The sequence below is a fragment of the Nonomuraea sp. MTCD27 genome, from assembly GCF_041950495.1.
Taxonomy (GTDB): domain Bacteria; phylum Actinomycetota; class Actinomycetes; order Streptosporangiales; family Streptosporangiaceae; genus Nonomuraea.
In genome coordinates, this window is record NZ_JBGNUW010000011.1 from 188,886 (window position 1) to 209,126 (window position 20,241).

The 20,241-nt window shown below is 71.0% G+C and carries 22 protein-coding genes; 16 read left to right on the plus strand and 6 right to left on the minus strand.

Going from position 1 to position 20,241, the window contains the following annotated elements; genetic code table 11:
* The first annotated feature begins 72 nt into the window (after positions 1–72).
* The 8 genes from ACBJ59_RS30615 (at position 73) to ACBJ59_RS30650 (ending at position 5,843) form a co-directional block, all read left to right on the plus strand.
* Positions 73–360 carry a DUF523 domain-containing protein gene (locus ACBJ59_RS30615; protein ID WP_375113670.1) on the plus strand — a complete coding sequence of 96 codons (288 nt, stop codon included), beginning with the start codon at positions 73–75 and terminating at the stop codon, positions 358–360.
* Positions 357–905: a YbgA family protein gene (locus tag ACBJ59_RS30620; RefSeq protein WP_375113671.1), complete on the plus strand. Its 549-nt coding sequence runs from the start codon at positions 357–359 to the stop codon at positions 903–905. The genes ACBJ59_RS30615 and ACBJ59_RS30620 overlap by 4 nt, the downstream gene beginning before the upstream one ends.
* Positions 906–994: 89 nt before the next feature.
* Positions 995–1,411, plus strand: coding sequence for a hypothetical protein (locus tag ACBJ59_RS30625; RefSeq protein ID WP_375113672.1), 417 nt, complete (start codon positions 995–997; stop codon positions 1,409–1,411).
* Between the two features lie 79 nt (positions 1,412–1,490).
* A complete protein-coding gene (locus ACBJ59_RS30630; RefSeq protein WP_375113673.1) occupies positions 1,491–1,721 on the plus strand; it encodes a DUF2945 domain-containing protein in 231 nt (76 codons plus the stop codon).
* A complete protein-coding gene (locus ACBJ59_RS30635) occupies positions 1,721–2,050 on the plus strand; it encodes a DUF3140 domain-containing protein (protein ID WP_375113674.1) in 330 nt (109 codons plus the stop codon). The genes ACBJ59_RS30630 and ACBJ59_RS30635 overlap by 1 nt, the downstream gene beginning before the upstream one ends.
* A 224-nt stretch (positions 2,051–2,274) precedes the next feature.
* Positions 2,275–3,252, plus strand: a complete 978-nt coding sequence (locus ACBJ59_RS30640; protein ID WP_375113675.1) for an ABC transporter permease — start codon at positions 2,275–2,277, stop codon at positions 3,250–3,252.
* Positions 3,249–4,136 carry a carbohydrate ABC transporter permease gene (locus ACBJ59_RS30645; RefSeq protein WP_375113676.1) on the plus strand — a complete coding sequence of 296 codons (888 nt, stop codon included), beginning with the start codon at positions 3,249–3,251 and terminating at the stop codon, positions 4,134–4,136. The genes ACBJ59_RS30640 and ACBJ59_RS30645 overlap by 4 nt, the downstream gene beginning before the upstream one ends.
* Before the next feature lie 54 nt (positions 4,137–4,190).
* Positions 4,191–5,843: an extracellular solute-binding protein gene (locus tag ACBJ59_RS30650; RefSeq protein ID WP_375113677.1), complete on the plus strand. Its 1,653-nt coding sequence runs from the start codon at positions 4,191–4,193 to the stop codon at positions 5,841–5,843.
* A 117-nt stretch (positions 5,844–5,960) separates the two neighbouring features.
* Here ACBJ59_RS30650 and ACBJ59_RS30655 read toward each other — a convergent pair whose 3' ends face one another.
* The 4 genes from ACBJ59_RS30655 to ACBJ59_RS30670 all read right to left on the minus strand — a co-directional run bounded on the left by ACBJ59_RS30655 (position 5,961) and on the right by ACBJ59_RS30670 (position 12,106).
* On the minus strand, positions 5,961–7,790 hold the full coding sequence (locus ACBJ59_RS30655; RefSeq protein WP_375113678.1) for a hypothetical protein: 1,830 nt from the start codon (positions 7,788–7,790) through the stop codon (positions 5,961–5,963).
* Between the two features lie 54 nt (positions 7,791–7,844).
* Positions 7,845–10,571 (minus strand): Tat pathway signal sequence domain protein, encoded by a 2,727-nt coding sequence (locus tag ACBJ59_RS30660; protein ID WP_375113679.1) that lies wholly within the window; start codon positions 10,569–10,571, stop codon positions 7,845–7,847.
* Positions 10,572–10,842: 271 nt separating this feature from the next.
* Complete coding sequence (locus ACBJ59_RS30665) at positions 10,843–11,730, minus strand: helix-turn-helix domain-containing protein (protein ID WP_375113680.1); 888 nt, start codon at positions 11,728–11,730, stop codon at positions 10,843–10,845.
* A gap of 73 nt (positions 11,731–11,803) precedes the next feature.
* Positions 11,804–12,106: a histidine kinase dimerization/phospho-acceptor domain-containing protein gene (locus ACBJ59_RS30670; protein ID WP_375113681.1), complete on the minus strand. Its 303-nt coding sequence runs from the start codon at positions 12,104–12,106 to the stop codon at positions 11,804–11,806.
* A 208-nt stretch (positions 12,107–12,314) separates the two neighbouring features.
* On the opposite strand from ACBJ59_RS30670, the gene ACBJ59_RS30675 reads away from it, so the two are divergent.
* From ACBJ59_RS30675 to ACBJ59_RS30700, 6 genes are read left to right on the plus strand one after another with little or no spacing between them, the layout of a single operon-like run.
* Positions 12,315–12,848, plus strand: a complete 534-nt coding sequence (locus tag ACBJ59_RS30675) for a hypothetical protein (protein WP_375113682.1) — start codon at positions 12,315–12,317, stop codon at positions 12,846–12,848.
* A gap of 32 nt (positions 12,849–12,880) precedes the next feature.
* Complete coding sequence (locus tag ACBJ59_RS30680; protein WP_375113683.1) at positions 12,881–13,786, plus strand: DUF4097 domain-containing protein; 906 nt, start codon at positions 12,881–12,883, stop codon at positions 13,784–13,786.
* A gap of 18 nt (positions 13,787–13,804) precedes the next feature.
* Positions 13,805–14,770, plus strand: coding sequence for an ATP-binding cassette domain-containing protein (locus ACBJ59_RS30685; RefSeq protein WP_375113684.1), 966 nt, complete (start codon positions 13,805–13,807; stop codon positions 14,768–14,770).
* Entirely contained in the window at positions 14,767–15,570 is an 804-nt protein-coding gene (locus ACBJ59_RS30690; RefSeq protein WP_375113685.1) for an ABC transporter permease, read from the plus strand. Before ACBJ59_RS30685 ends, ACBJ59_RS30690 begins: the two co-directional genes overlap by 4 nt.
* Positions 15,567–16,088, plus strand: coding sequence for a DUF1707 domain-containing protein (locus ACBJ59_RS30695; protein WP_375113686.1), 522 nt, complete (start codon positions 15,567–15,569; stop codon positions 16,086–16,088). The genes ACBJ59_RS30690 and ACBJ59_RS30695 overlap by 4 nt, the downstream gene beginning before the upstream one ends.
* A 17-nt stretch (positions 16,089–16,105) precedes the next feature.
* Entirely contained in the window at positions 16,106–16,813 is a 708-nt protein-coding gene (locus ACBJ59_RS30700; protein WP_375113687.1) for a histidine phosphatase family protein, read from the plus strand.
* On the opposite strand, the gene ACBJ59_RS30705 is transcribed toward ACBJ59_RS30700, so the two are convergent.
* Positions 16,712–17,257: an NUDIX hydrolase gene (locus tag ACBJ59_RS30705; RefSeq protein WP_375113688.1), complete on the minus strand. Its 546-nt coding sequence runs from the start codon at positions 17,255–17,257 to the stop codon at positions 16,712–16,714. The two genes, ACBJ59_RS30700 and ACBJ59_RS30705, sit on opposite strands and share 102 nt — an antisense overlap.
* 60 nt (positions 17,258–17,317) lie before the next feature.
* Positions 17,318–18,469 carry an aminotransferase class V-fold PLP-dependent enzyme gene (locus tag ACBJ59_RS30710; protein WP_375113689.1) on the minus strand — a complete coding sequence of 384 codons (1,152 nt, stop codon included), beginning with the start codon at positions 18,467–18,469 and terminating at the stop codon, positions 17,318–17,320.
* 89 nt (positions 18,470–18,558) lie between these two features.
* Here ACBJ59_RS30710 and ACBJ59_RS30715 point away from each other — a divergent pair, with 89 nt between their 5' ends.
* Both ACBJ59_RS30715 and ACBJ59_RS30720 read left to right on the plus strand, forming a co-directional pair.
* Complete coding sequence (locus tag ACBJ59_RS30715; RefSeq protein ID WP_375113690.1) at positions 18,559–19,236, plus strand: GntR family transcriptional regulator; 678 nt, start codon at positions 18,559–18,561, stop codon at positions 19,234–19,236.
* 43 nt (positions 19,237–19,279) lie between these two features.
* Positions 19,280–20,209: a helix-turn-helix domain-containing protein gene (locus ACBJ59_RS30720; protein ID WP_375113691.1), complete on the plus strand. Its 930-nt coding sequence runs from the start codon at positions 19,280–19,282 to the stop codon at positions 20,207–20,209.
* The last annotated feature ends 32 nt before the right edge of the window (positions 20,210–20,241 follow it).

A 20,241-nucleotide genomic window follows, 5' to 3' on the forward strand; every position in this document is an offset into this window, starting at 1 on the left:
CAGACTTCCCCGGCACGCGCGCGCCATGCTCCGGGTGGCGTGCGGATCCTGGGTTGCGGGCATCTGGGGAGCATGAGTGAAGGTCACGGTTGGGGCAGGCCACGGGTGGCGGTGTCGAGCTGCCTGCTCGGCGAGCCCGTACGGCACAACGGCGGGCACAGCCGCGCCCGCTTCCTCACCGATGACCTGGCGCCGTTCGTGGACTGGCTGCCGATCTGCCCGGAGATGGAGATCGGACTCGCCGCACCCCGCGAGTCGCTGCGCCTGGAACGCTCGCCGGACGGTCCCCGGCTGATGACGCGCCGGAGCCGCCGCGACCTCACGCCCGCACAAACCGCGGCCTGTTCGCCGACGCGGTGATCGAGGCCCACCCACTGCTGCCCATCGAGGACGAGGGCCGGCTCAACGACGCCGTCCTGCGGGAGGCGTTCACCGAGCGGATCTTCGCCCATGCGCGGCTGCGCGAGCTGCTGGAGAGCGACTGGCGGCCCCGCGAGATGGTGGCCTTCCAGTCCATGCACAAGATGCAGTTGCTCGCGCACTACCCCGACGGCCTCCGCGAGACCGGCCGTCTGGTCGCCGGGGCGGGGACCCGCCCGCGCGACGCGCTCGCCGAGGCGTACGGCACCGCGTTCCGCACTGCCATGGCCGTCAGGGCGTCGGTCGGGCGCAACGTCAACGCCCTGCAGCACTGCCTCGGCATGATCAGTGACGGCCTGGACCCGGTCCGCCGCGCCGACCTCGCCGAGGTCATCGCCTCCTACGGGGCGCGCCGGGTGGCGCTCAGCGTGCCCCTCGCCCTGCTGCGCCACCACGCCCGCGGCGAAGCGGCCACCTACGTCCGGGAGCAGACGTACTTCTCCCCGTACCCGGACGAGCTGAGCCTGCGCAACCACGTCGCCTGACGGCGCCCGTCGCCATGACGGTCGTTTGGTGATCCGGTTCGCGGGGAGGTCACGGACATGATGCGGGTCTGCACGCCCACGAGGCGATCATGAGAGCGGATTCGGCGGAGACGAGGTACGACTTCGCCTTCGACCGCCGGTACCGCCCGCTGCTCGGGCTGCTCCGGATCCGTCCCGACACCAGCTACGTCCTGGTGACGGACCGGGCGCTGCGGGTGCGTTTCGGGCCGTGGGAGGTGGTCACCTCGCTGGACAACGTGGCCGAGGTCCAGGTGACCGGCCCGTACGCGGCGATCAAGGCGATCGGCGCGCGCATGTCCCTGGCCGACCGCGGCCTCACCTTCGGTTCCAGCACCCGCCAGGGGGTGTGCGTACGGTTCCGCCAACCGGTCGGCGGCGGCGAACCCGTGGGACTGCTGCGCCACCCCGCGCTCACCGTCACCGTCACCGACTGCCCCGGCCTGGCCGCCCACCTGCGGCAGCACCTCCGCACCGGCCGGGAGTGACCCGCGCGTTGACGAAGGGATGGGCGTTTCCATAGCGGAGCCGGGGGGTGAACGCTCCGGCGGGGGCAAGGGGGAACGCATGACCAGGAAGCGGAGGAAAGACCCGTCAGTTGGCGACGAGGTCGCCTGGCGAAGCCATGGGTCGACCACCCACGGCAAGGTGGAGAAAAAGATCACCAGCAGGCGGAAGGAGGCCGGCCGCACCGTTGCCGCCTCGCGCGACGAACCCCAGTACGTGGTGCGCAGCGAGAAGAGCGGCAAGAAGGCCGTGCACAAACCATCGGCCCTGCACAAGGACGAGGACGCCTGATGGCCGAGGAGGAGCGGGAGGTCGTGGCCGAGTTCGGCCGAGCGGTGAACATGACCGCCAAGGAGCTGGAGCGCTGGCTCGGCACGGAGGAGTCGATGGCGGTGGGGCAGAAGGACGACGGCGGCGAGTCCACCGGGCACGAATCCGGCCGCAAGATCGTCAAGCTGCTCCACGCGAAGAAGTCGTCCCTGACCGAGGCGGACTACGCGCACATGCGCAAGGTGATCGGTTACATACACCGGCATCTGGCGCAGCGTCCCGACGGCGACGTCCGGGACACCAGATGGCGTCATTCGCTGATGAACTGGGGCCACGATCCCCTCAAGTGAGTGACGGCCGCGGCGACCGTGTGAAAACGCTTCCTTCAGACGGCCGATCCTAGGCGTTGACGGACAGTGGCCACAACGCCAGCGTCATCGAGATGAGCAGGAAAATCGGGCATCGCGCGGCCCTAAGCCCAGCAACGGACTGTTGACGCCATCATGTAACCGTTTTATCTTGATGAACATTCTGTTTCGGGCTCGGCATCGCAAGAGAGGCGTAGCACGTGAGCATGACGCGGGTCCGTGGCGGTGCTGGCGCGACCAGTCCGCCGATCGAGGAGGCACGCGCCCCGTCCCACCGCAGGAACCGGTTACGGCGCATCCGGGCCGACCGGGTGCTGTTGCTCCTCGCGGTGCCGGGGCTGGTGTACTTCCTGGTCTTCCACTACGGCGCGCTCTTCGGGAACGTGCTGGCCTTCATGGACTACATCCCGTTCCTCGGGATCCAGGGCAGCGAGTGGGTGGGCCTGGCGCACTTCGAGCGCATGTTCGCCGACCCGGAGTTCTGGAACGCGGTGACGAACACCCTGTTCATCGCCCTGCTCCAGCTCGTCTTCTTCTTCCCCGCCCCGCTGGCCCTGGCGCTGCTGCTGCACAGCATCGTCGGCGACACGGTCAGGAAGTTCGTGCAGAGCGTGGTCTACCTGCCGCACTTCCTGTCGTGGGTGATCGTGCTCGCGCTGTTCCAGCAGATGCTGGGCGGGGCGGGCGTGGTCAACGGCTGGCTGTCGGACCTGGGCGCGGGCGGTATCTCGATCATCGGCAACCCGGACGCGTACGGGCCGCTGGTGGTGGCGCAGCTGATCTGGAAGGAGTGCGGCTGGGCCACGATCATCTTCCTCGCCGCCCTGTCACAGGTCGACGAGCAGCAGTACGAGGCCGCCGCCATCGACGGCGCGGGCTGGGGCCGCCGGCTCTGGCACGTGACACTGCCCGCCATCCGGCCCGTCATCGTGCTGCTGCTGGTGCTGCGGCTCGGCGAGTTCCTGTCCATCGGCTTCGAGCAGTTCTTCCTGCAGCGCCAGTCCGTCGGCCCCGAGACCGGCGAGGTGCTGGAGACGTTCGTCTACTTCACCGCCTTCGCGGGCGGCGACTTCGGCTACGCCGCCGCGGTCGGCCTGTTCAAGGGCGTGATCGGGATCGTGCTCATCTACACCGCCAACAAGGTCGCACACCGGCTCGGCGAGCAGGGGGTCTACAAGGCATGAGTGTCACCGGTGCACCGGCCTGGATGGGCCGGCCCAGCCCCGCCGTCCGCGCGCTCAAGGCGGTGGCGCTGACCGTCGTCGTGCTGCTGGTGCTCTTCCCGCTCTGGACGGTGCTGGCCACCAGCCTGGCCGGCCCGCAGGACGTCATCGACAACGGCGGCTGGGTGATCTGGCCGGCGGGGCTCTCCTTCGACGCCTACGCCGACATCCTGGCCGGCGGCATCATCACCCGCGCCCTGGTCATCAGCACGGGCATCACCCTGGTCGGCACGGCGCTCAGCCTGGCCTGCACCATCGCCCTGGCGTACACGCTGAGCCGGCCGAAGGTCTACGGCGGCAAGCCGATGCTGCTGCTGGTGCTGTTCACCTTCCTCTTCCCGCCCGGCATGGTGCCGCTGTTCCTGGTCGTGCAGAGCACCGGCCTGGTCGACCAGTACGCGGCGCTGATCCTGCCCTTCCTGGTCAACGTGTTCAACCTGGTCGTGATGCGCGGCTTCTTCCAGTCGATCCCGCAGGAGCTGATCGACGCCGCCCGGATGGACGGCGCCGGCGAGCCGGCGATCCTGCGCAAGGTCGTGCTGCCGCTGTCGAAGGCGGTGATCGCGGTGATCGGCCTGTTCTACGCGGTCGCGTACTGGAACCGCTTCTTCGAGGCGATCATCTACTTCAACGACCAGGCCATGTGGCCGATCGGCACCGTCCTGCGCCAGTACGTCACCGGCGGCGCCTCCCTCGCCGAGACCTCCGGCGAGCTGGCCGCCACCTCGCCGCATTCCGTGCAGATGGCCGTGGTCATCCTGGCCACGCTGCCGATCGTCTGCGTCTACCCGTTCCTGCAGCGCTACTTCGCCAAGGGCGTCCTCACCGGCGCGCTCAAGGCCTGACCTCACACCCCCCACCAGCTCTTTTCGGCGACACCGCCGAGAGAGGAGTTCGTCATGGACAACACCGCCATCGGCCGCCGCGGCCTGTTCAGGATGGCCGGCGCCGGCGCGCTCGGCCTGGCCGCCGCGCCGCTGCTGTCCTCCTGCGGAGGCGGCGCGAGCACCTCGGGAGGCGGCGTCTCCAACGCGGGCAAGCAACTGGTCCCCTGGCCGGCGTACGTGCCCTTCGCCGGGCCGAAGCCGGACGCCCCCGGCGACGACACCGGCGTGCAGAACCTCTACCTGAAATACCCCGAGACCCTCGCCCAGTCGGTGAACGACACGGTCGGCGACGGCTCGAAGGTGACCGCGCTGGTGGTCACCTTCGGCCCGCCGCCCACCCCCGTCACGCAGAACCGGTACTGGCAGGCCATCAACAAGGCGCTCAACGTGGACCTCCAGGTCACGGTCGTGCCCGACCCCGAGTACGGCCAGAAGATGACCACCCTGATGGCCTCGGGCAGCGACCTGCCGGACATCATCATGTTCACGAACCTCGCGCTGCCGCACTCCCTGGAGTTCATCCAGGCGCAGTGCGCCGACCTGTCGCAGTTCGTCGGGGGCGACGCCGTCAAGCAGTTCCCGAACCTGGCCAACATCCCCCCGTACGCGTGGAAGGGCATGGGCCGGATCAACGGCAGGATCTACGGCATCCCGCTGGAGCGCCCGACCCCGGCCAACAGCCTGTTCGTCAACCGCACCGCCATGAACGAGGCGGGCATCCCCAAGACCTGGACGACCGAGCAGTACCTCGACGCCATGAAGAAGCTCAGCAGCGGCCGCAAGTGGGGGCTCGGCTGGTACAAGACCCTGTTCGGCGGGCTGGGCTCCATCACCTTCCACGCCGGCTCGCTCGGCGCGCCCAACACCTGGTCGCTCTCGAACGGCCAGTTCGCCACGACCCTGGCCACGCCGCAGTTCGAGGAGGCCCTCGGCCTCATGCGCAAGCTGGTCGAGGCCAGGTCGGTGCATCCCGACGGCCTCACCGTCAGCTCCACCGACATGCAGACCTACTTCCACAACGGCACCGTCGCGTCCATCCAGGACGGCTTCGGCTCCATGTCGCTGACCACCCTCACCAAGATCAACAAGCGGTACGAGCTCGACCTGGGCTACCCGTACGGCCCCTCCCCCACTCCCTGGCAGGGCGCCGGCATGTTCGGCTACGTCACCTTCAAGAAGGCCCCCGCCGACCGCATCAAGCTGCTCCTGCGCATCTCCGACTACCTCAGCGCGCCCTTCGGCACCAAGGAGTACGAGCTGGCCAACTACGGCGTCGAGGGCGTGCACTTCACCAAGGAGGACGGCGGCATCAAGACGCTCGACCTGTTCCAGACCGAGAACAACAACACCCTGCCCTTCCGGTACATCGGCACCGCCCCGTCGGTCCTCTACCTGCCCGGCTACCCCGAGACGGCCCAGGCCACCCACGACTGGCAGAAGGCGACCCTGCCCCGGAGCATCCCCAACCCGGCCAACGGCCTGCGCTCGGCCAGCCAGGTGAGCAAGGGCGCGCAGATGGGCCAGATCATGGGCGACGGCATCGCGGCGATCACCTTCGGCCGCAAGCCGCTGTCGGCGTGGAAGGACGTCGTCACCCAGTGGCGGAACGCGGGCGGCGACCGGGTGGCCGAGGAGCTCGCCAAGGAGCACGCGGCCACGCAGTGAGCCTGTTGAGCCCTGTTGAGCCCTGTTGACCCGATGGCCTGAAGAGCATGAAGAGCCTGAGAGCCTGATGAGCCGCCCGGCTGCCGAAACCGGGCGGCTCGTCTCACGAAGGAGGGCTCAGCCGCCCGCGTAGGTGATGTTCGGCGCGGGCGGCTTCGTCATGCCCGCCCCCAGGAAGTAGTCGACGTGATGGGACTGCAGGTAGCCCTTGAGCGTCATGCCGTTGCGGTAGGCCGGGTTGTGGGCGAGGGTGTAGAGCCTGGTCGTGGTGGGCCGGTCGGTGGTGAAGATGATCAGCTGGTCGTGGGCGGCGTTGGTGTACACGACCTCCTCCCGCCAGTCGCCGAACAGGTCGCCGACCAGGGCGGGGTTGGGGCCACTGGCGTTGACGGCGCCGTAGTGCGAGGTGGTGAGCAGCCGGGGCAGGCCGTTGGTGGGCTTGGGGTCGGCCGGGTTCCACTTCTCGAACTTGCCGTCGTTGAGCAGCTCCATGGTGAGGTCCCCGTCCCACCACAGGCCGAGGTGGGGCCACGGGCGTAGCGAGGTGTCGGGCTCGGTGAGCTGGTTGCTGCGCGCGTTGTAGAGGCCGGAGAAGGACCAGACCTCCATGCCGGGGAAGCGCGGGTCGATGTCGCCGGCCATGCCCCGGCCGACGTCGCCGACGCCGTCCTCGACGTGCTGCCAGAGCATGCCGCCGGTGCCGGCGTTGTAGTAGTACTCGCGCAGGCCGCTCGGGTTGTTCTGCTGGACGCCGTAACCCTGCAGGCCCGCGCGGTTCGGGTCCATCTTGGCGATGTGGAAGCGGTCGCCGTGGACGATGCCCTCGTCGGCCAGCGAGTAGCGCAGGCTGCCGTCGCCGTTGAGGACGAACCCGATCTCGGCGACCTCGTCCTTGCCGTCCTCGTCCACGTCCACGATGCGGGTGTTGTGGCCGTCGGCCATGTCGCCGTTGCCGCGCAGCCACTTCCACTGGTTGGTCAGGCTGGTGCCGTTGAACCTCCAGGCGGTCATCATGAGGTTGAAGTCGCCGGTGCCGACCCGGTTCTTCATGTACGCCACGAGGCTCTTACCGGTGCCGTCGAGGGAGCCGATGCCGAAACGGGCGTACATCGGGCCGTCGGCCAGGTAGTCCGTGGGCACCGGCGCCTTGGCCCTGGGCGCGCCCGTGCGACCGTCCAGGACGGCGATGGACTGGCGGACGTTGTCGCTCTCGGTGTGCCTCGACCCGTCGCCGAAGGTCACGCCGTTGGCGACGCGGACCGCCACCTCGGCGCGGCCGTCGCTGTCGAGGTCGCCGACCGTGACGCCGTCCCAGTGGCCGACGTCGACGGTGGCCGAGCCGCCTTCGATGTTGTCCTGGTTCGTGCTGTTCGGGCCGAGGTTGACCGACCACAGGAACGTGCCGTCGCGGCGGTACGCCTCGATCGTCTGCGGGCTGGTCTGGCGGTCGATGACGTAGTCGTACTCGCCGTCGCCGTCGAGGTCGCCGGCCCAGACGAACTTCACGTTGCCGCCGGGCCGCAGCGGGATGCGCACCACCGGCTCGACGGCGTGATCGGCCGTCAGCGTGAACGCGCCGCTGGCCGCCTGCTCCGCGCCGTTGATCACCGGGCGTACGCGGTAGCTGTTGGCCCTGGTCAGGTCGGCGGTGGAGTCGGTGTAGTTGGTGCCGCCGGTCAGCACGCCGGCGTTGAGCTTGACGTACGAGCCGCCGGCCGTCGAGCGGTAGACGTTGAAGCCGATGCCGTCGGGGTCGAGCCCCAGCAGCCGCCAGGTCACCAGGACGCTGGTGCCGCTGGAGCGCACGGCCACGACGCCGCGGCCCAGGTTCTCCATCGGGCGGGCGGCGGCCGCGGCGGTGCTCGGTGCGGCCGGCACGGCGACCAGCGCCGTACCGGCCGCCAGGATCGCCGCGGTGATGATCACGCCTTTGTGCGGGGCGTGCATGGTGCTCTCCTTTGCGTCGGGGGGTTACGCGGGAGTTGGTCGCCTGCGTCGGGGTTACGCGGGGAGGTGGTCGCCGACGAGGGCGAGGCACTGGATGGCGGCCAGGCCGTACTGGGCGGAGGCGTTGGTCGACAGGTCGGCCTCGTCCACCGGCTTGAGGACCTTCGAGCCCTCGATCCGCCTGGAGGCGAAGTCGTGCGCCTTCGGGTAGCCGGCGTGGCCGGTGTCGAACTCCTTCCAGGCGCGGGCGGCCAGGCCGGCGTCGCCGAGCTTGGCGGCGGCGTACGCGGTGAGCCGGGAGTGGGCCTGCCGGAGGTTCTGGTTGCCGAACGACTGCCCGGTCTCGGCCTGCTGCTCGGCGGCGGTGCCGTTGTAGAGGCGGCAGTACTGCAGCCACGCGTTGGTGAACGCCTGGTCGCCGGTCAGGGAGATGACCTCGCTGCACACCTCGACCAGGCCGAACACCGCGCCGAGCGAGCCGACGCTGACCGCGGTCCCGTTCGGCTTGAAGGTGCCGTCGTCGAGGTCGTACAGGCCGCTGCCGCGGACGAACCCGTTGGGCATCGCCGCGATCGTGCGCATGCCGTTGAGCAGCTTCTCCTTGGCGACGGGGTCGCCCCCGCGCTCCCACTCCGTCAGCCAGGCCAGCGCGAGTCCGCTCCAGTCGGTGCCGGTGCTGACGCCGAGGGCGTGCGGGTCGGGCTCGTACGGCTCGGTGCGGATCTTGCGGATGGGGTCGAGGACGAGGAACGTCCTGTCGGAGTCGACCAGGTCGCGCAGCAGGTCGCCGACGCGCTCGTCGGCGGTGAGGAAGTAGTAGAAGCGGCGGTAGCCGGCGTTGCTGATGCGGGCCTGCTTGGCGCTGTCGGCCCAGTGCTGCACGCCGTGCCGGGTGCCCAGGTCGCGCCACTTGCCCAGGTGGTAGACGTCCACCTCGCCGGTGTGGCGGGTCATGGCCTCGGCGAAGCGGAACGCCTCCGCCTTGCCGGTGCGCAGGTAGTGGTACCAGAGCCACAGGTCGGTGGACAGCTCGGAGTTGTCCCAGGCGTAGCCGCCCACGTCGTAGCGCCACACGTGCCGGTCGCCGTCGTAGCTGTGCATGACGTCGCCGTAGTCCCAGAAGCCGTACCAGGACCGCTGGTCGACCTGCTCGCTGTGGTATTTGAACATCAGGTCCAGGCGGTCCTCGATGAGCTTCCTGGCCGGGGTCGAGCGGTCCACCGGCGACCAGTCGCCGAACACCCCGGCGGCGTGCAGGTGCGCGGGAGGCGCGACGATCAGCGGGGGCGTGCGGACGGCGTCCGTCAGCTCGGCGATCTGCTCGGCGGCGGGGGTGGCCGCCAGCGCCCAGAACATCAGCTCCGTGGTGCGGGCGATCCCGTACGGGGTGCCGAAGCCCGGCTCGTAGTCCTCGTACGTGATCTCCAGGCCTTCGAGCTGCTCCGGGTAGGTGTCCTGGCCGAGGCCGTCGTGGTAGAAGCGCAAGTCCATCGCCCCGGCCTCCGGCGACCACAGCCACACCGTCACCTCGGCCCGGTCGCCGGCCGCGCCGCGGATGTCGAGCTGGGTCGGGTGCAGCTGCCAGAAGTTGCGCATGCCGAACGCGAACCCGCCCTCCGGGCTCCCGACGTAGCCGAGCCCCCCGGCCCGGCCGCCCGCGTCCACCGGGATCCAGCCGTGCCCGGCCTTGGTGCGCTTGCGGATCTGGAACCCGTCCGCCGACAGCTGGCGCAGCGAGTAGTCGCCGAAGGCCGGGATGAGGTGCAGGCGGGAGCTGACCCGGGTGTCCCAGGTCTCCACCGCCGGGGTGGCCTGGCCCGCCACCTGCGCCCGGCGCACGGCCGCGCCCGGATCGCGCCGCAACCCGGTGATGCCGCGGACGGCCTCGGCCAGCACACCGTCGCCGGGGCCCCCGAAGCGTACGTGCCGGTTGTACAGCTCGCCGCGCATCGGCACCTCGAACCGGATGCCCAGGCCCCGGATGAAGTCCTGCTGCTGGTCGCCGTCGTAGACGAAGCTGTGCACGGCGCGGACGCCGTCGCTGCCCGCGTAGAAGTAGAGCCGCACGGTGAACGGCAGCCACGACCGGTCGCCGTGCCGGTGCCGGCCCTCGATCCTCACCACCGCGCGGACCGGGCCCGGCTGCTCGACCGTCACCTTCTCCGTCCGGCCGGCGAACTTCTCGGTCTTCACCGACCCGGACTCGTCGTCGTCGATCCCGTCCTGGCGCAGGCAGACCAGCTCGCCGTCGCGGGCGATCTCCGTGGTGCCCCGGAGGAGCGAGCGGACCAGCTTGTCACCCTTTTTCGGGATCCGGCATGTGATCACGCCCGTGGCCACCTCGACCTCGTCCCGGCCGTCCTTCACCGTCACGGCGGTCGCGGGCGCGGTGGGGGTGCCGGCGGCGAGCACGTACTGCTCGGCCGGGGGCACCTCGGTGCCGATGGCGTGCGCCGTCCACTTGAGCGTCCCGTCCGGCCAGTACGCCGTCGCCCAAGTCTGCACCGGCACCTGCTGCCCGGCCGCCGTGCGCAACGCGAACGCCTGGTCCTTCGGCACCACGCCCTTCGGCCACGCCACCCCCCACGTGGACCCGGCCGCCAGCCGCTTGGGCGCACCGCCTTCCAGCCACTTGAGCTGGACACCGTCCTCCAGCGGCCCCGCCGCCGCGACCCGCCGCGCGTCCTCGGCCCGCGCCGGTCCGGCGGCCAGGCCGAGCTGCCCGGCGGCACCGACCGCCGCCGCGCTCAAGAGCAGATTCCGTCGGGACATCATCGCCATGGGGGGCTCCCTGCAGGGTTGGCGTAACGCGAGGGAAACGGCCAGTTGTTTAACCGTTTACTAGGAACTGATCGCAGCATGCGGGGAATAGCCTGTCAAGTGGGGGGTTTCGGGCTGGATACGCTTCAATCGGAGGGCTGGGGTGTGTTTGGGGGTCACGCTTGACCAGGCAACTCGACGACCGCTGGACACGACGACACGCGCGAGGAACGGTCGTGTGGAAGCGGTTTACCCAGGCGGGGGGCGGGAGCTCACGGTTTCCCGGGAGGTCTCACCGGTCCGGGTGCCGCCCGCATCCGTGAAAGCCCTGGTGCGCGCGCTCGCCTCGGCGGCTCTCGGCCAGCGCCGTCATCATGTCCTCCGACGGGGAGCCGGTCGCCGGGGTGTAGACCACGAGGTACAGGTCCGGATCAGCGGTCGGGGCGAACGACTCCCAGTTGAGCGTCACCGTGCCCGCCTCGGGATGCCGGATGCGCTTGACACCGTACGTACAGTACGTCACCCGGTGATCGGCCCAGTGCCGGGCGAAGTCCGCGGACCGCGCGAGCAGCTCGTCGACCAGCTCCTGCGGCCGCGGATCGTTCCCGGCCCGGCCCAGGGCGCCCCTGAGCCAGGCGGTGCACTCCGTCGCGACCTCCTCCCAGTCGGCGAAGACCTCGCGTGCCTTGGGATCGAGGAACGTCCAGCGGATCTCGTTCCGCTCGGCGCGCGGCATGGCCTCGAAGTCGTCCAGGAGGACGACGCCCATCCGGTTGATCGCCACGATGTCCAGGACCTCGGTCACCAGGAGCGCCGGCACCGGGTCGAGCACGTCCAGCATCATGCGCAGCGCCGCCCGCGCCCGGATCGGGGCACGGGCCGGCTCCTCCAGGGCCTCCGGCCCGTCGTTCAGCAGCTCGCGCAGGTGGCGGAACTCCTCGGAGGTCAGCCGCAGGACGCCGGCCACGGCATGCAGCACCTGGTCGGAGACGTTGCCGACACGCCCCTGCTCCATCCTGGTGTAGTAGTCGACGCTGACCCCCGCGGCCAGGGCGAGCTCCTCGCGGCGCAGCCCCGCGACCCGCCGGCCGTCGGCCCGCCAGGGCAGACCCACGTCTCCCGGGGAGACGCGAGCCCTCCTGGATCGCAGGAAGTCGCGCAGCTCGCCTGGCCGCCTCATCTCGCCAGTATGCATCCGCGCAGGTAAAGCAGGGTCAGAGCGCCGATCAACAGGTCCTCATGGCGACGCGGGTTCACCTGGGCGCGGAGCGCCGGAGCCGCTCTCCGAACCGGCTCGCGTCCAGGACCGCGGGCGTCGGGTCGGCGAACAGCTGCAGCTGCTCGATGACCTCCTGGAGCCGGCTCACGGCGCCGATGGTGCGGTCCAGCAGCCTGTCCAGGTCGACGTTGCCCGGGTTCAGCCGGGCCTCCTCCAGCTCCACACGCAGCGCGGCGACCGGCGTACGCAGCGCGTGCGCGGCGTCCTCGCTCAGCCGGCGCTGTTCCTCCAGCACGTGCCGGTACGATCGCGCCTTCGGTGTGGTGATGGTGCACATTCTTCGGTTCCCCCGTTCCGAGCAGTGACCCGCGGTCACACATCCAGTGAAACGCCTGGAAGCACCCCGCACACATACGCCAGCTGGCCCTTCCGAAACTAGGTCTCGCCAGTACCACCCTCGCGAGACCGGCGGCTGACGTCACATGACGCCACTCTTCCCGCCGAAGGGGTTTGCCATGACGCCATCATGGTGTCATAGTGACGTCATGGACCTTGCGCCCTATGTCGATCACCTTCGCCGCGAACTGGCCATCGCCGCCGCGGCGGGCGGCGAGGAAGCCCACGCGCTGGGCGAGCGGCTCGCCGCCACGCTCGAGTCGGCCACCCGGCTCGCGCTGCTGGACGCCCTGTCCGCCGCCGCGGACGAGATCACCCACGACCTCGCGCCGGGCTCGGTCGAGGTGCGCCTGCGCGGCCGTGACCCCAGTTTCGTCGTGACGCCACCGCTGAGCGGCGGGTCGTTCCAGGAGGAGGACGAAAGGAGCCGGCCGGCCGCGGCGCCCCCGGCCCCGCCGCCACCGCCGGACACCGAGGAGGGCGGCACGTCCCGGATCTCGCTCCGGGTTCCCGAGCACCTCAAGCCCCGCATCGAGGAGGCCGCCGCCCGCGACGGGCTGTCGGTCAACGCCTGGCTCGTCCGCGCGGTCTCCGCCGCGCTCGACCCCGGCAAGGAGGACCGCCGCTCCGGCCGGGGCCCGGCCCAGCAGTCCGGTAAGCACTACAGCGGCTGGGTGCGCTGATGTTCATGCCAACCTACGACGCGGGGACCGCAATGCCGACTTTCGACACTCCCGAACCCATCCTCGTCATCATCGACTCGGCGACCGCCACCATCCGGATCAACGCGAGCGACCGCCCCGACACCGTCGTGGAGATCCGCCCGAGCGACGAGCTCAACGACGCCGACGTGCAGGTCGCCCAGGCCACCGAGGTCGAATACGCCGACGGCCGGCTCCTGGTGCGCACGGACAAGGACAGGGCCGGTTCGTCGTACGGCTGGGGCCTGTCGTTCGACAAGCTCGTGGAGTCGCCCGCGAACTGGGCGCGTTCACTGCTGGTCGGGGACGGCTCGGTCGACGTGACGATCGACCTGCCGTCCGGCTCCCGCGTGACCGCCAAGGCGGGGGCCGGCCTGCGCTGCCGGGGGCCGCTCGGCGAGGTGACCTTCACCAGCCAGTACGGCGACATCCGGGTCGAGCAGGCCGGCCGGCTGCGCCTGAAGACCACCCACGGCGACATCTCGGTCACCCGCTCGTCCGGGCACGCCGACATCACCTCGACCCACGGCGACATCCGCGTCGGCGAGATCGACGGCACCGCGGTGCTCGGCAACTCCCATGGAGAGCTCCACCTCGGCGCGATCACCGGCGACCTGCGGCTGCACAACGCCCACGGCGACATCACCGTCGACCGCGCCCTGGCCGGCGTCGCCATCAAGACCTCGTACGGCAGCGCGCGGATCGGCGAGGTGGTGTCCGGCGCGGTCGTCATGGAGACCACCGGCGGCGGGCTGGAGCTCGGCATCCGCGCGGGCAGCGCCGCCTGGCTCGACGTGAGCTCGCAGTACGGCACCGTGGACGTCGCCCTCGACCCCAGCGACGGCCCCGGCCAGTCCGACGAGGTCGTCGAGGTGCGTGCCCACACCGCCTACGGCAACATCGCCATCCACCGTTCCTGACGACCAAGGAGACCGCTCATGCCTGACGCGATAGTGGCCGAGGGTCTGGTCAAGACCTACGGCGACGTGACCGCCCTCGACGGGATGGACCTGACCGTTCCCGAGGGCACGGTGTTCGGACTGCTCGGCCCGAACGGCGCCGGCAAGACCACCACGGTGCGGATCTTGACCACGTTACTGCAACCGGATGCCGGCCGGGCCACGGTCGCCGGGTTCGACGTCGTACGCGACGCGCCCCGGCTGCGCGCCCACATCGGCGCCTCCGGCCAGTACGCCGCCGTGGACGACCACCTGACCGGCGCCGAGAACCTGGAGATGGTCGGCCGCCTCTACCACCTGGGCGTCAAGCGCAGCCGGCAGCGCGCCCGCGAGCTGCTGGAGCGCTTCGACCTGACGGAGGCGGGCGACCGCCCGGTGCAGGGCTACTCCGGCGGCATGCGCCGGCGCCTCGACCTAGCCGGCGCGCTGGTCGCCGACCCGCCGGTGCTGTTCCTCGACGAGCCCACGACCGGCCTGGACCCGCGGGCGCGGGCGAGCCTGTGGAACGTCATCGCCGAGCTGGTGAGCGGCGGCACGACGGTGCTGCTCACCACCCAGTACATGGAGGAGGCCGACCGGCTGGCCGACCGCATCGCGGTGGTCGACAACGGGCGCGTGATCGCGCTCGGCACCGCCGACGAGCTCAAGACCCAGGTCGGCGGCGACCGCATCGAGCTGACGGTGACGAACGCGGCGGACCTGGCGACCGTGGCGCGGGCGCTGGCACCGCTGGCCGTCGGGCAGCCGCAGACCGACGCCACCGCTCTGCGGGTGACGATCCCCGTCGCCGGGGGCGCGGCCTCGCTCACCCGGGCGCTCGGCCACCTGGCCGCCGAGCGGATCACCGTACGCGACGCCGGGCTGCGCCGGCCGACCCTGGACGACGTGTTCCTCACCCTCACGGGACACCAGGCCGACGAGAAGACCGAGGAGAGCGTCCGATGAACGCCCTGCAACTGGCCGTCGCCGACGGCATGACGATCGCCAAGCGCAACGCCCTGAAGATCCGGCGGGCCCCCGACCTGCTGGGCGGCGTGGTCATGCTGCCGATCGTGTTCGTGCTGCTGTTCACCTACATCTTCGGCAGCATGATCAGCGTGCCCGGCATGTCGTACGGCGAATACCTGCTCCCCGGGATCTTCGTCATGACGATCGTCCAGAGCGGGCAGATCACCGGCTACACCCTGACGCAGGACCTGCAGAAGGGCATCTTCGACCGGTTCCGCACGCTGCCGATGTCCCCCTCCGCGGTGCTGACCGGTCAGACCGTCAGCGACGTGATCATGAACCTGATCAGCATCGTCACGATGGCGCTCGTCGGGCTGCTGGTCGGGTGGCGCATCCACTCCTCCCCGCTCGAGGCCGCGCTCGGGTTCCTGATGCTGCTGCTGTTCGCCTACGCCTTCTCCTGGGTGACGGCGACGGTCGCGCTGGCCCTGCGCACCCCCGAGGTGTTCAACAACATCTCCACCCTCCTGTCGTTGCCGCTGATCTTCCTGTCCAACGCCTTCGTCGACAGCGCGCGCCTGCCCGGGCCGCTGAAGCCGATCGCGGAATGGAACCCGGTCTCCACGCTCGTCCAGGCCGCGCGCGAGCTGTTCGGCAACACCAGCCCGGGCCTCCCCGTGCCCACCGCCTGGCCGCTGCGGCACGCGGTGCCGGTGTCGCTGCTGTGGTCGGTCGTGCTCCTGGCCGTGTTCGTGCCGCTGGCCACGCGGCTGTACAAGAAGGCCGCCAGCAAATGAGCCTCCTGCCCGACCGGGATCGGGACCGGGCGGTGGAGCTGGTCCAGCAGGCGTACGCGGACGGCCGGCTCGGTCACGCCGAGCTGGAGCTGCGACTCGAACGGGCGCTCACCGCCGCCTCCGCCCACGAGCTGGCGCCGATCGTGGCCGACCTGCCGGACGACGTGGTCCGGCTGGGCTCCACCGGCGGGCGCATCACCCGGGAGGGCGACTGGCTCGTCCCGCGCAGCCTGCACGTCGAGTCGGAGTACGGCAGGGTGCGGCTCGACCTGTCCCGGGCCGTCATCCGGCACTCGCGGATCGACATCGAGCTCTGGCTCACGTACGGGGGCGCCACGATCATCCTGCCCGCCGGCGCGAGCGCCGACACCGACGGGCTGCGCACCGAATGGGGCAGGGTGATCAGCAGGGCGGCGGGCCGCCGGCCGGCGGGCGGGCCGCACGTGCGGATCAGCGGCGAGCTCACCTACGGCCGCCTGACCGTCCGCTCCTCGGCGAGGCCCGTCCATCGCCAATAGAGTAATGTTCGGTAATTGTGGGACCTGACAACGGGAAGCCGGTCGAGTACCGGCAGGGACGATTCCGTACGCCGCCCGGCGCCACCGAGGTGCTCCTGGTCCGGCACGGCGAGTCGGAGCCCGCTCGCCCCGACCGGCCGTTCCCCCTGGTCGACGGCCAGGGCGACCCGGGGCTCGCGCCCGAGGGCCGCGAGCAGGCGGAGCGGGTGGGCCTGCGGCTGGCCGCCGAGCCCATCGACGCGATCTATGTGAGCTCGCTGCGGCGCACGTCCCAGACCGCCGCGCCGCTGGCCGCCCGGCTCGGCCTGACGCCGGTGGTCGAGCCCGACCTGCGGGAGGTGCACCTCGGCGAGTGGGAAGGCGGCATGTTCCGGCGCATGGTCGCGGAGGGCCATCCGATCGCGAAGCGGCTTTCGGACGAGGAACGCTGGGACGTGATCCCGGGCGCCGAGCCCGCCGCCGCCTTCTCCGAGCGGGTGCGCAAGGTGCTCGACAAGCTGGCCACCGCCCACCCCGGCCAGCGGATCGTCGCCGTCACCCACGGCGGTGTGATCGCCGAGGCGCTGGCGGCGGCCACGGGGTCGCGGCCGTTCGCGTTCCTCGGCCCCGACAACGCGTCGGTGTCACACCTGGTGCTGACCGAGGCCCGATGGATCCTGCGCCGCTTCAACGACACCGCGCACCTCGGCCCCGCCTTCCCCACCACGGCCGCCCCGCCCACCTGACGACTCGATCAGGAGGCGGTGCGACTCCAGCAGGCCCTCCGGGAGGTCGTCCGGGGCGCACCACCGGGCCTCCAGGATCTCCATCGGGTTCAGCCGCATCGTGCCGCCCCCGGCGTACGCGGCCGCGTACGCGACCTCGACCCTGAGCCGGAACCCGCTCCTGAGCCGCACCAGCTCCCCCACGCTCACCTCCAGCCCGGTCTCCTCCCGCACCTCGCGGACCACCGTCTGCTCGAACGTCTCCCCGCGCTTCGCGCCGCCGGTCGGCAGCCCCCACTGCCGGCGCTCGTCCCAGAACCGGTGCCGCAGCAGCAGCACGTTGCCGTCCCGGTCGCGGACGACACCGGTCACCCCGACCATGAACTTGGCCTGGGACAGGTAAAGCAGCCGCCACTGCGTCGACCCGCGGATGCCGAGCCAGAGCCGGGCGATCAGCCTCTTCACCGGTGTCCTCCATGATCGGGTGTCCTTGCAGCGTACCGAGGCGGGCCGGCCCGCCCCTCCTCAGCCGCGCAGCCGATCGACCGCCTCGGCGAGCCGTTCCAGCTCCGCGTCGGTGTTGTAGTAGTGCACCGAGGCGCGGACGAGGGCGGGCAGGCCGCGGGCGGCGAGATCGTACCGGGCGTATTCCGGCAACGAGACCGAGGTGTTGATGTCCGCCTTCGCCAGCCGGTCGTGCACCTCGGCCGCGGGCACGCCGTCCACGGTGAAGGTGACGATGCCACACCGCCGGGTGCCCTGGTCGTGCACCCGTACGCCGGGCACCTGTGACAGCAGCTCCCTGAGCCGCCGCCCGAGCAGGCCGACGCGCTCTTCGATGGCGGCGGTCCCCCAGGACAGCGCGTGGTCCACGGCGGCGCCCAGGCCGAGCGCCGCGGCCACGTTGTGCTCCCAGGTCTCGAACTTCCGCGCGGACTCCCGCACCCGGTAGCGGTCGGGATGGGTCCAGGTGGCCGAGTGCAGGTCGAGGACCACGGGCTGGAGCCGCTCGCGGAGCTCGGGCCGGACGTAGAGGAAGCCGGTGCCACGCGGGCCGCGCAGGTATTTACGGCCGGGCGCGCTGAGGGCGTCGCAGCGCAGCCGTTCGACGTCGAGGTCGAGCTGGCCGGCCGACTGGCAGGCGTCCAGGAGGAACGGGACGCCCGCCTCCCGGGCGATCTCGCCCACCTCCTCGGCGGGGTTGACCAGGCCGCCCTGGGTCGGGACGTGGGTGATGGCGATCAGGCGGACCCGCTCGTCCAGGCGCCGCCGCAGGTCCGCCACGTCCAGCTGTCCGTCGGCGTCGTCGTCGACCACGTCGATCCGCACCCCGGTGCGCTCGGCGGTCTGCAGGAAGGCGATGACGTTGCTCGCGTACTCGGCCCGGCAGGTCAGGATGCGGTCGCCGGGGCGGAACGGCAGGGCGTAGAACACCGCCTGCCACGCCCTGGTGGCGCTGTCGGCCAGGGCGATGTCCGCGCTCCCGGCGTTCAGCAGGGTGGCGATGGACTCGCGGACCGCGGACAGTCGCGGCGCGGCGTCGGCCGCCGCCCGGTAGCCACCGCGAAGCGCCTCCGCGCGCAGGTGGGCGACCATCGTGTCCGTCACGGTCTCTGGAGGCAGGGCGGTCCCCGCGTTGTCCAGGTGGGTGACCTGCGTGCACCCGGGTGTCTCCATCCGGGCGCGAGCGACATCGAACCGCTGCTGTATACAATTCATAGAAACTGAATACAGAATCTGCGGCTTGAACGCAATATGATGCCGGGGTGGACAGCAACTCCGCCCCGCTCCGGCGGGAGATCGCCGACCAGGTCACCGCCCGCATCCTGGACGGCAGGCTGGCGGCCGCGGCCCGGGTGAACGAGGTCCGCCTCGCCACCGAGCTGGGGGTGAGCCGGACCCCGCTGCGGGAGGCGCTGGTCGAGCTGACCGACCGTGGCCTGCTGGTCGCCGAGCCACGGCGCGGTTTTCACGTACCGCCGCTCGACCTTGACGAGGCGCGCAAGCTCTACCCGCTGGTGGGCGAGCTCGAAGCGCTCGCGCTCCGCTGGAGCACCCCGCAGGATCTCCTCGGGCTGCTCGACCGGCTCGAACGGCTCAACGACGACATGCGCGCCGCCGTGGAGAGCGGGGGCGACCTGGCCGCGCTCGACGACCAGTGGCACGGCCTGCTGCTGTCGGCCTGCGCGAACCCGCACCTGATGCGGCTCATCGGCCAGACCAAGCCCCTGCTGAAGCGCTACGACGCGATGTATTTCGGCGGCGCCGAACGGGCCCGGCTCAGCGTCGACGAGCATCGGCGCATCATCGCCGCGATCCGCGACGGCGATCTCAACGAGGCGGCGCGGTGGCTCACGCAGAACTGGGTCAACGGCGCGGCCTACCTCGGCCACGCCCCGGGAGCCCGGGACGCCCGGCCCCAGCGGGTGCCGCCGGCCCCCTGACGGCGGTCGGCGGCGGCCGGCCCGCGGTGGATACAGTCCGGGCATGGACGAGCCACCCATCGACCGCGCGGGCGGGCTGCTGCACTTCACCGAGGGCACGCTGGCCTACGCCGGTCACTACCTGCACGAGCAGAGCCATCCGGTGCACGCGCACAGCTTCGTCGAGGTGGCCGTGGTGACCGGCGGGGAAGGGGTGCACGTCTCGCTGGCCGGGCGTCAGCCGCTGGCCGTCGGCGATGTCGTCCTGCTGCGGCCCGGCGTCTGGCACGGTTACGAGGGCTGCCGGCGGCTCGACGTGTTCAACTGCTGCTTCTCCAGCGATCTGCTGCAGCGCGAGCTGGCGTGGGCCCGTGAGGACCCGCTGCTTAACCATCTGCTGTGGACCGGCCTCTATTCGGGGCAGCGTCGCGGCATGCTGACCACCCGGCTCGACTCGACCGCCCTCACCGAGTGCGTCGAGCCGCTCGACGCGCTCGACCGGCTGCGGTTCCGGCCCCTGAGCCTCTACCGGAGCGAGGTCATCGCCCGGCTCATCCAGTTCCTCGGCGGCGTGGCCCGGTTCGTGGCGAGCACCGCCGGCGGCTCCGAGGCGGCCACCGGGCCCGGCCATCCCATGGTCGTCCGTGCCATGCGGCTGATGGAGGCCGATCCGACGCGTCCGTGGACGCTCACCGACCTGGCCGCGGAGCTGCACCTGAGCCGCGGCTACCTGGTTCGGCGGTTCAAGGCGGAGACCGGGCTGCCGCCGATGGCCTACCTGTCGCGGTTCCGGGTCGAGCTGGCGGCGGCCATGCTGCTGCACGGCGACCACTCCATCACCCAGATCGGCGAGGCCGTCGGCTGGCCGGACGCCAACAACTTCGCGCGCCGCTTCCGGGCGCACTACGGGATGAGCGCGTCGGCGTACCGGACGCAGTTCAGGGACAACACCGTACGCCTGCGCTCGTGGACCGAGCAGCGGCAGGTCGGCTGACGCGTGCTCCCCGCCCCCGCGCGACGAGCGGC